General features: G+C 47.1%; 8 protein-coding genes and 2 pseudogenes. 8 read left to right on the forward strand and 2 right to left on the reverse strand.

Features of this window, described 5'->3' with window-relative positions:
- The 7 genes and pseudogenes from Q0502_RS03880 to Q0502_RS03910 form a co-directional block, all read left to right on the forward strand.
- Window positions 1-306, forward strand: a pseudogene (locus Q0502_RS03880) (glucosamine-6-phosphate deaminase); the annotation flags it as partial.
- A gap of 190 nt (window positions 307-496) precedes the next feature.
- Window positions 497-886 (forward strand): START-like domain-containing protein, encoded by a 390-nt coding sequence (locus tag Q0502_RS03885; protein WP_298647355.1) that lies wholly within the window; start codon window positions 497-499, stop codon window positions 884-886.
- 110 nt (window positions 887-996) lie between these two features.
- Window positions 997-2,955 carry an LptF/LptG family permease gene (locus tag Q0502_RS03890; RefSeq protein WP_298647358.1) on the forward strand — a complete coding sequence of 653 codons (1,959 nt, stop codon included), beginning with the start codon at window positions 997-999 and terminating at the stop codon, window positions 2,953-2,955.
- An 18-nt stretch (window positions 2,956-2,973) separates the two neighbouring features.
- Window positions 2,974-4,194, forward strand: a complete 1,221-nt coding sequence (locus Q0502_RS03895; protein WP_298647361.1) for a bifunctional 3,4-dihydroxy-2-butanone-4-phosphate synthase/GTP cyclohydrolase II — start codon at window positions 2,974-2,976, stop codon at window positions 4,192-4,194.
- 18 nt (window positions 4,195-4,212) lie between these two features.
- Complete coding sequence (rmuC, locus tag Q0502_RS03900) at window positions 4,213-5,724, forward strand: DNA recombination protein RmuC (protein ID WP_298647363.1); 1,512 nt, start codon at window positions 4,213-4,215, stop codon at window positions 5,722-5,724.
- Window positions 5,725-5,748: 24 nt separating this feature from the next.
- A complete protein-coding gene (gene kbl / locus Q0502_RS03905) occupies window positions 5,749-6,936 on the forward strand; it encodes a glycine C-acetyltransferase (protein WP_298647366.1) in 1,188 nt (395 codons plus the stop codon).
- Between the two features lie 133 nt (window positions 6,937-7,069).
- Window positions 7,070-7,943 (forward strand): annotated as a pseudogene (locus tag Q0502_RS03910) (L-threonine 3-dehydrogenase).
- Window positions 7,944-8,064: 121 nt separating this feature from the next.
- On the opposite strand, the gene Q0502_RS03915 reads toward Q0502_RS03910, so the two are convergent.
- Window positions 8,065-8,859 carry a DUF4230 domain-containing protein gene (locus tag Q0502_RS03915; protein WP_298647369.1) on the reverse strand — a complete coding sequence of 265 codons (795 nt, stop codon included), beginning with the start codon at window positions 8,857-8,859 and terminating at the stop codon, window positions 8,065-8,067.
- A gap of 127 nt (window positions 8,860-8,986) precedes the next feature.
- Here Q0502_RS03915 and Q0502_RS03920 point away from each other — a divergent pair, with 127 nt between their 5' ends.
- The gene (locus Q0502_RS03920; RefSeq protein WP_298647370.1) at window positions 8,987-9,475 is read left to right on the forward strand and encodes a histidine phosphatase family protein; all 489 of its coding nucleotides are present in this window, start codon (window positions 8,987-8,989) and stop codon (window positions 9,473-9,475) included.
- Here the strand turns inward: Q0502_RS03920 and Q0502_RS03925 are convergent, their stop codons facing one another.
- Window positions 9,476-10,660 carry a putative sulfate exporter family transporter gene (locus tag Q0502_RS03925; RefSeq protein ID WP_298647372.1) on the reverse strand — a complete coding sequence of 395 codons (1,185 nt, stop codon included), beginning with the start codon at window positions 10,658-10,660 and terminating at the stop codon, window positions 9,476-9,478. It abuts the gene before it with no gap.
- Window positions 10,661-10,861: the final 201 nt, after the last annotated feature.

Below are 10,861 nucleotides of genomic sequence, written 5' to 3' on the forward strand. Positions count from 1 at the left end.
ATAAAAGAGGATGACTGGTTCAGTGATTGCCGGGTCTGGATGTATCGCGGTGCATGGATGGAGTGGGAGATAGACCATATAGAGATGGCGGTTCCTCTCTCTCCCGAGGAGCTCCGACAGAAAAGGAATGCTATCCTCAGGCACCAGTCCCAAATGGAGAGCGCTCCCTTCCTGGGAGATGATGAGAGGCTGTTCTGGCAACGTTCGGAAGAACGGAACCGGGCTACCGCAGATATGTATTGGAAATTGGGATTGGCCTCCTACGAAGCAATCGAGGCGTTTGTGGAATACATACCCGTACAGTAAACTTTACGGTCTATAACTCCCCCGGTGTCCGAGACAGGTAATTACTGTTTCAGGGCGCCGGGGGAAGTTGTTTTAAAACAATTTAGGTTCTGTTTTTAAATAACCTTGGGGTCCATTTAAAAATTAACAGATAGTTTTGATGATAGATTCAAAAAAAATCGTATATTGTGAGCCTGTTTTGAATTGATAGATGTCGAAAGAGAAATTTCATATCGAGTTCCTGATGGGAAACGCGACCCAGAATAGTTTATGGCGTATGATCAGTCAGATTGACGGCCTTTCGGAATGGTTTGCAGACGAGGTGTCGATGGATGAAACAGAGACTGTTTACCGTTTCATATGGGGAAAAACCGATAATGAAGCCCAGATTATTAATAAGAAACCACAATCAAGCATCCGGTACAGATGGCTCGATGAGGAAGATGAAAATCATTATTTCGAATTCCTGCTGCATAAACTTGATCTGTCGGGTGATATGACACTTGAAATAACCGATTTTGCCGAACCGGACGAAAAAGGAGATGCCATCGCCCTCTGGGAGTCTCAAATCGATGAAATGAAAAGAAGATTGGGAATCTGATCTTTTCTTCCGGCGATATCTCTCATCTTTCTTTTTACAAAACCACAATTCGTTTGATTTTATTATCTTTGTCATAAAATTAAACGGGTTTCTTATTTTGTCCATTTTTAATGAGTAGATTTTTCCACATAAAGCGGTTAGACGGTTATATTTTAACAACCTATATCCCGCTTTTTCTGATGACTTTTGCCATATGCCTCTTTTTGGTATTGATGCAATTTTTGTGGAAATATGTGGAGGATATGGTCGGCAAAGGGCTGGAACTGAGTGTGCTCGGTGAGATGTTTTTTTATGCCGCCCTCACACTTGTTCCCATGGCGTTGCCATTGGCGATCCTGCTGGCTTCCCTGATGATGTTCGGGAATATGGGTGAGAATCTGGAATTGCTGGCCGTTAAATCGGCCGGTATTCCGTTGCTGACAGCCATGAAGCCCCTTATCATCCTTATCCTGGGTGTTGCGGTGGGTGCCTTTTTCTACCAGAATAACGTACTCCCGAAAATACAGACTAAAAATTATTCGCTGCTCATTTCCATACGGCAGGCCTCCCCTGAGTTGGTAATTCCCGAAGGTGTATTCTATAAAGAGCTTGACGGTTATAATCTCTATGTGGAAAAGAAAGACCGGCAAACGGGAATGTTGCACAATGTATTGATCTATGATGTGGCGAGCGGATTCAACAATATGGCGGTGATTATCTGTGATTCTGCCGAGATGAGTATGACAGAAGACAAGAAGATGCTCATCTTTACCATGTACAGCGGCCAGCAGTTTCGGAACTTCCAACAGGGCGGCTCTTCCTTTTCACGTTATAATGAGGATTTTGTACCTTATACACGGGAGAATTTCGATATTAAGACCATGATGATCGCTTATGATGCCAACTTCAATCGTATGGGGGAAGAAGTGATCGAAGGCAGCTCCACGAGTAACTACGTATCCAAAAACTTGTCGGAACTGGGAGTCTCCATCGACTCCATGTCCCTGGTCCTGGACAGTGTGAACCTGGTGGACAGGAAAATGATGAAAGACTACTCCTATCTCTCTTTCCGGAACAGTTATCCCGCGGAAAAGAAAGATTCCCTGATTTCCGCCGCCTTGCTTGCACCCGTTGAAGTGCCGGCTCCCGACACTCTGCTGCAGTCAAAAGAACTGAACGACCAATCCGTTATTTTACAGAATGCTTTCATGAAAGCAGATAATAACAGCAATGAGTTCCTCTTCAGGTCGCTCAATAAAACCACCACGCAAAAGACGATTAACCGGCACTGGGTGGAATGGCACCGGAAATTTACCATTCCGTTCACCTGCCTGATATTCTTTTTTATCGGTGCCCCGCTGGGTTCCATTGTAAGAAAGGGAGGATTGGGAACGCCCATTGTTATCTCGGTCATGCTGTTTATTATTTATTATATCGTTGAAAATGTGGGGTATAAAATGACCCGCGACGGTGTATGGGCCCATTGGTTCGGCATGTGGTTCAGTTCATTCATTTTGCTGCCTATAGGGATATTCCTTACCTATAAGGCGATGAACGATTCAGTAATCATGAATGCCGATACCTACGTCAATTTCTTTAAAAGGCTCTTTTTTATTCGTGATAAGAGAAAATACCTGGTGAAAAGTGTGATCATTGAGAAGCCGGACTATAAAGAGATTTCACAATCGTTGTCGGATTTATCGCAGGGGATCGATCGGTTTCTTGACAGATACGGCCGTCTCTCTTACAAAGACTACTGGACTGACACCAACTACAACAAGGAGTTGCGGTCTCTCAGAAGTTCACTGGAGATAATCCTCAACAGCCTGTCTAATTCCCGTAAATTAGAGGTATTGGCAAAAGCGGAAGAGTTTCCTGTAATATTCAATATAGTGAGGATTTTCAATACCGGTTCAATCCCGTCTAAAATCTGTATGTATCTTTTCCCTGTAGGGATCATTCTCAGACTCTTCTCGGTTCCCCTTGAATGGACTATCAGGAAAGACCTGAGGAATATTCAACGGTTGAGCGGAGAATTAATAAATATTTTACACGGCACGTACGAGCCGGAGACAATAGCTTTAGCATAAAAAACAATCCATATACAAATGCAAGAAGAAATTCAATTACATACCATTGATGAAGCCATTGAAGAGATTCGAAAAGGCAACTTTATTATAGTGGTTGACGATGAAGACCGGGAAAATGAAGGCGATCTGATCATTGCAGCAGAACATATCACACCCGAAAAAATCAATTTTCTGGAAACCCATGCACGGGGACTGATCTGTGCACCTATCACAAAAGAGCGTGCCGAAGAACTGGACTTGCCGATGATGGTTTCACACAATACATCGATACATTCTACCCCGTTTACCGTTTCCATCGACTTGCTTACGCACGGATGCACTACCGGTATCTCGGCCTACGACAGGGCGCAAACCATCCTGGCGCTGACCCGCAAAGAGACGGCGCCCGAAGATTTTGGCCGTCCGGGACATATCTTCCCCCTTCGTGCGCAGACGAAAGGGGTACTGCGTCGCGCAGGCCATACCGAGGCGACGATCGACTTTGCCCGTCTGGCGGGACTCTACCCGGCCGGCGCCCTTGCCGAGATCAAGAATGAGGACGGTTCTATGGCGCGCCTGCCCGAACTGATGGAGATGTCCCGGAAATTCGATCTGAAGATCGTCTCCGTAGCTGATCTGATAAAATACCGGCTCCGGACGGAGTCGTTGATCGAAAGGGGGGAAGCGGTACAACTTCCCACGGAATACGGTGAATTCACGATGATCCCCTTCCTGCAGAAAGCCACCGGTCAGGAACATGTAGCCCTGATCAAAGGGGAATGGCACGACGATGAACCGGTCCTCGTGCGTGTTCACTCATCATGTGTCACCGGAGATATCTTCGGTTCGATGCGTTGCGAATGTGGCGAACAACTTCACAAAGCGTTGCAGCTTATCGAAAAGGAAGGAAAAGGCGTACTTGTCTATCTGAATCAGGAGGGGCGCGGAATCGGGCTGATGGCAAAAGCGGCGGCCTACAAGTTGCAGGAGCAGGGGCTTGATACCGTGGATGCCAACCTCCATCTCGGTTACCAGGCGGATGAACGGGATTACGGCGTAGGCGCACAGATCCTCCGGAGCCTGGAAGTGAAAAAGATGCGCCTGATGACCAACAACCCCACCAAACGTGTCGGCCTGGAATCCTACGGACTGGAGGTGGTGGAGAATGTACCGCTCGAAATTACCCCCAATGAGTATAACCATTTTTATATGGAGACCAAGAAAAAGAGAATGGGACACGTATTGGGGAGTGTGAAATAGATGTATTGATGTGATCGTATGAATATCCTTTACCTTCTTATCGGTTTTTTGGCGGGGGGAGTCCTTGCATGGATTATCGCTTCGTTGCAGAACAAGTCGAAAACGGTTCCGAAAAGTGAATTTGATGCGTTGACCGACAGGTACAATACATTGAATACCGAATTGGCCCTGTCGAAAGAGAAGATGACCGGAATGGAGGAAGATGAAGCATCGTTGAAAAGCGATATAAGGGAACAGGAGGAGATAATCGGTCGGTTACAGAAAGAGCTGCTGGAGGCCGAACGCGGCGGAGCAACCTTGTCGGCCAATCTGCATGCCGCCCAGGAGACCATCAGAAATTACCAGGAAGAGATGGAGCAGTCCAGGCAGGAATTGAAGGCCAAGACCGATGAGTGCAACGAGATAAACAGGTCGTTGGCTCTATTCACTGCCGAAAACAGGTCGTTACTCGAAAAACTGGAAAATCAGAAGACGGAGATCGGCGAATTACGAAAACAGTTCAACCTTGAGTTCGAGCATATAGCTTCCAGGATACTGGAAGAGAAATCCGAGAAATTCACCCATCTCAACAAGAATAATCTGGATGCCATCCTCAAGCCGTTCGGCGAGAATATCGAATCATTCCGTAAAAAAGTGGAAGAGGTTTATATTACCGAGTCGAAAGAGCGTTTTTCACTCGGACAGGAAGTGAAGAACCTGCGCGAACTGAATGACAGGCTTAGCACTGAGGCCAACAACCTGACCAAAGCTTTGAAAGGCAGTTCAAAGACACAGGGGGACTGGGGTGAAATGATCCTGGAAAATATTCTTGAAAGATCGGGATTGGCGAAAGGTCGGGAATATTTTGTGCAGGAGTCCCTGAAAGATACCGACGGCAACGTTTTCACCGGAGAGGGCGGTTCCAGGATGCGGCCCGACGTAATTATCGCCTATCCCGACAACCGGAAAGTGATCATCGACTCGAAAGTCTCGCTTACGGCATATGCCAATTATGTGGGCGCCGATGATCCGGGCGAACAGAGAAGATATATCGACGAACATCTGCGCTCCATACGGAAGCATATAGATGAGCTAAGCCGGAAAAGCTATCAGGATTACGCAGATACGCTCGATTTCGTAATGTTGTTCATCCCCAACGAACCGGCCTATAGCCTGGCATTACAATATGATGAAAACCTCTGGCAATACGCCTATGAGAAAAAAATACTGTTTATTAGCCCCACCAACCTCATTACCGCTTTGAAGCTGATCGTGGATCTGTGGAAACGGGAATACCAGAACCGGAACGCAATGGATATTGCCGAGCGCGGCGCGGCGCTATACGACAAGTTGGTAAATTTTGTGGACTCGCTCACAGATATAGAAACCCATCTTAACAGGGCCAAGCGAAGTTATGAAAATGCCTACAGCCAGCTGAAGTCGGGTAGGGGAAACCTGATCGGGCAGGCCGAAAAACTACGCGAACTGGGCGTGAAAGTAAAGAAGCCACTGCCTCAATCATTGCTCGATGAGGCAACAGACGAAGAATAACCTGACTTATAAAAAAGAAAAGATATGTACGGAAAAATGCAACAACACCTGCAGAACGAATTGAAATCGATCGAGGAGGCAGGGCTTTACAAGAACGAACGGATCATCGTTTCGCCGCAGAGAGCCGAAATAAAGGTCCAAACCGGGCAGCAAGTACTGAACTTCTGCGCCAACAACTACCTCGGATTGTCCGATAATCCACGGCTGATCGATGCGGCAAAGCAGGCCCTCGATGAGCGGGGCTACGGCATGTCATCGGTGCGTTTTATCTGTGGTACGCAAGATTATCACAAAGAACTGGAAGCGACTATCAGCCGTTTCTTCAAAACCGAAGATACAATCCTCTATGCCGCCTGCTTCGATGCCAATGGAGGACTCTTCGAACCGCTCTTCTCCAATGAAGACGCCATCATCTCCGATGCGCTGAACCATGCATCCATTATCGATGGGGTACGCCTCTGCAAGGCGCAACGTTATCGCTACGCCAACGCCGATATGGATGATCTGGAAGAAAAACTGAAAGAGGCACAGGCACAACGCTTCCGCATTATTGCCACCGACGGCGTCTTCTCTATGGATGGGAATGTGGCTCCGCTCGACAAAATTATGGGACTGGCGGAAAAATATGACGCGTTGGTAATGGTAGACGAAAGCCACTCCGCCGGGGTGGTAGGTAAGACCGGAAAAGGGGTGACCGAATTATATGATGTGATGGGCAATGTGGATGTGATCACCGGAACGCTGGGTAAAGCATTCGGCGGCGCTATCGGCGGATTTACCACCGGCCGCAGGGAGATCATCGATATGCTGCGCCAACGGTCGCGCCCCTACCTCTTTTCCAACTCTATTCCTCCCATGGTGGCGGCATCGGGTGTGGAAGTGTTCAATATGCTGCAGGAATCCAATCAACTACAGGACAAGCTGCATGAGAATGTGGACTACTTCGTGGCAAAGATGAAAGCGGCGAATTTCGATATCAAACCCACTCAATCGGCCATCTGCGCCGTAATGCTCTATGATGCCAAACTATCGCAGGAATTTGCCGCCGATCTGCTCGGCGAGGGGATCTATGTGACCGGGTTTTACTATCCCGTGGTGCCGAAAGGCGAGGCGCGCATCCGTGTACAGCTATCCGCAGGCCATGAACGTGAACACCTCGACAAGGCGATCGCAGCATTTATCAAAATAGGAAAAAAACTGAAATTAATTTGATAATTAGTTGATGTGATGATTTGTTGATTAATTCTGCTGATTATCATATCATCCTTCACTCTTAGTTCTTAGTTTTTCACTCTTTACTCTTTATTCTTTATTCTTTATTCTTTATTCTTTATTCTGAAAATATATGAAAGCATTGGTGAAATTACGTCCCGAAAAAGGTATCTGGATGGAAGAAGTGCCCGTTCCGTCGATCGGTGTGAACGATGTACTTATCAAGATCAAAAAGACATCTATATGTGGTACCGACCTCCACATTTATAAATGGGACGACTGGTCCCAAAAAACCATCAAGACGCCTATGACCATCGGGCATGAATATGTCGGTGAAATCGTGGATATGGGCAGCGGCGTACAAAATCTGAAGGTGGGTGATCGTGTAACCGGCGAGGGGCATATTGCCTGCGGACACTGCCGCAACTGCCGCCGCGGAAAATTGCATGTTTGTGAGAACACCATTGGAGTGGGAGTGAATCGTGACGGCGCATTTGCCGAGTACCTTTCCCTGCCTGCCTCGAATGTGGTGAAGCTCGACCCGCGTATACCCGATGAGATTGCTTCTATCATGGATCCGTTCGGCAATGCTACACATACCGCCCTCTCTTTCCCGTTGATCGCGGAAGATGTGCTCATCACCGGTGCCGGACTGATAGGCAGTATGGCTACCGCTATCTGCCGTTTTGCCGGCGCGCGCTATATCGTGGTGAGCGACCTGAGCCAATACCGTTTGGATATTGCCAAGAAAATGGGCGCTACCCTTACGGTAAATATTTCAAAGGGCTATGGTGGACTGGAACGAGATCATCTTCAAGGCGCTCACCCTGAAAGGTATTTACGGACGGGAAATGTGGGAGACCTGGTACCAGATGGAACAGATGATCATCTCCGGATTGGATTTGAGTCCCATTATCACTCACCGTTTCGGTGTGGATGATTTTCAGAAAGGATTCGATGTGATGGAGGAAGGACAGTGTGGTAAAGTGATCCTGCACTGGGATTGATCCGCTTCGGTATGGTTGCGGTAGACTTTTTCTCGCAACGGCAGAAGTCAAGCTTGCCTGACTTCCGCTCATTGCTTAATGAAAAAGTTCCATACGATACCTTTGAAAATCAATTATTTTATCAGATGAAAAACCGGATAGCCTTGTCGAGCAGGTTTCCCTGCTTCAACAGAGGCCTCTCTTCTTCGGAATCCTCTTTTTCCTGCTCAGGGGGGATCCTGTAGTCATCGATCAGTTCGGTGTTCTTGAGAGCCCACCGGTTGGCTGCCGTCACTTCCTCAAGAAGCAGCTTCATCTGGTCGGCCGCGATCTTCATCAATCCGCTTTGCAATGCGGCCTTTTTCACCTGCTCTTTTGCCAGGAGTTGCATCTGCTGCAGATCCTTTCTTCCGATGATATTGAACAGGTCATCTTCGAAATAATAGTAGTTGAAGTCGCAATCTACGGAAAGGAGTTCCGGTTTGGGAAAGTCGAGCAGGCGGATCTCTTTTTTCTCTTTATCGATCAACCATCCGCATTTTTCGATATCGTAACCTATCAGCACTTTTGCGCGCACAATTACCAATGCTTTTTTGGTGGAAGGGATGAACTTCAGCAGCTTCTTTGTGTTCTCATAATTGTATATCTCATTCAGTTGTCCTTCGGCCACTACGATCTTGAAAACCCGTTTTATGCCCTCGACAACCGTATGAGAGGCGGTGGCGGTACCGAATCGGTTTTTTCGCATATTCCAGAGTTGAAACAAAAGCCAGGCAATGAGAATGCCGATGAGTAGCCCGAAGATCAAGATACCCAATATATTCCCGCTACCGGCATAGGAAGGCCTGAAGAATATCCGGTAAAGAAATCCGGCGACCAACAACAAAAGAATAGCTACGGTTATCAGGCCGATTCTCTTTAGTATCTTTTTTGTCATAGTCAGAATATTTGTGATAGAACGTAAAAACAGGAATAAAAGTTTGATAAATTCGGATAATCAGGAATTATCCTTACTTTTGTGCCGTTAAAAAAATATTACAGCACTACCAATAAGGCAAAACTATATGAAACAACTTGTTATCTTACGTCATGGTAAAGCCGAACAGGATACAATGGCCAAAGACGATTACGATCGCATTCTTACCGACCGCGGCAGTAAAAACGCCGCCGATATGGGAGCGTTTATTTTGAAAAAATGGGGTGTACCCGACCTGATACTCTCTTCATCCGCAAGACGGGCGCATGATACCGCCATACTGGCTGCACAAAGTCTCGGTTATCCGCAGGAAGAGATCAGAACCGATCAGAATCTTTATTTCGCTCCCTCCCGTTGGATACTGAATGTGATTTCCAAATTGCCTGATGAGGTGAACCGTTGCCTCTATGTAGGGCACAACCCCGGGGTAACGGACCTGATCAACGATTTGGGAGTGCGTCTCGATAACCTTCCCACGGCATCGGCGACATGCTTCGAATTTCATATCGACTCCTGGGGCGATATCTCGACCGATAGGGCGGCCTTTCTCTGGCTGAAACTGGCGAAAGAACTCTGATCAGATACTTCTGAACAGTAACCATGCAACCAACAGGGTAAGGAGGATATTAAAAGTTTGTGCTGTAAGGAACGACCAGATATATTTGGCGTTTTCTTTCCGGAAGATATAACGGAAGTCCGTTTCCAGTCCGATACATACGAACGCCAGGGAGAAAAGCAGTCCGCGGGCGCCCCTGTTTGCCACGCGCGACAATTCTTTACCGGTTTCGGCATCAAAGGCAAAACTGAAGATCAGCGAAGCGATCAGGAAGCCGAGTACGAATTTCGGAAACCGTTCCCAAAGCACGCTGCCGGAAGGGCGGATATCGTTGTTGGTACCCTTGTAAGACCAGTAGATGGAGATGATGAATGCAGCTACTCCCAGCAACACATTCTGCGCCGATTTAATGATCACACTGTATTGCTCGGCGGTTTCACCGATAAATTTTCCGGAAGCAACCACCGCAGCCGTCGTATCAATGGTGCCGCCCAACCAGGCGCCCGCGATCTCCTCGCTTAATCCCATCCATTTCGCCAGATAGGGCAGGAGATACATCATGGGAATAGCCACGATGAGTACCAGTGAAATCACGAACGAAAGTTTTCTGGGATCGCCTTTAATGGCGCCGCTCGTTGCGATGGCAGCCGAAACCCCGCAGATGGACACGGAACTTGATAACAACATAGACATCTCTTTGTCTATTCTGAACGCTTTGGTAGATATCCAGAAACTGAAATACCAGACGGATAACACCACAATGAATGCCTGCACCATACCCAATGCACCGGCCCTCATGATCTCGTTGAAAAGGATAGAACTGCCCAGGATCACCAGGCCAGCCTTGATATAATATTCACTTTTCACCGCCGGGGCCAGCCATTTCGGTAAACCCACCGTATTGCGGATAAGCAACCCGATGAGTACGGCGAAAAAGACGGACTCCAAGCCAATTGTTTTAACGGGGCTAAGGCCGGCAATATATTCCGCCAGCCAGGCGAGCGCATACACAACCACAAAGGAGAGCAGAAATCCTCCCTTATCCTTATTCCCCATAAAGAGGTAACCCAGATAAGCAAGTATGGCTATCACGAGCGGCATATACACATAATTCTTCATTATCGACGGCAAAAAGATCACCAATGCAAGGATAACCGCACCGATAAGTGTTGAAACCCAATCTTCACTTTTTAATGTTTTCAGCATGATCAAATGGAATAATTGTTGTTATACAATCTGTTAAAATTCTTATATGACAGTTGATTTGCCGGCAAAATTATAAATAATTTACAAATAATGAAGACAAATAGCTATTTTCTTTTCTGCCGCTCTCACGCTTGATCGCTCCAAAGCGGCTATTGGTCGACAAAATAGGGGAGTTTATCTATTTCTTTTGCGGAAGCCTGC

The organism is uncultured Proteiniphilum sp., from assembly GCF_937873925.1.
Taxonomy (GTDB): domain Bacteria; phylum Bacteroidota; class Bacteroidia; order Bacteroidales; family Dysgonomonadaceae; genus Proteiniphilum.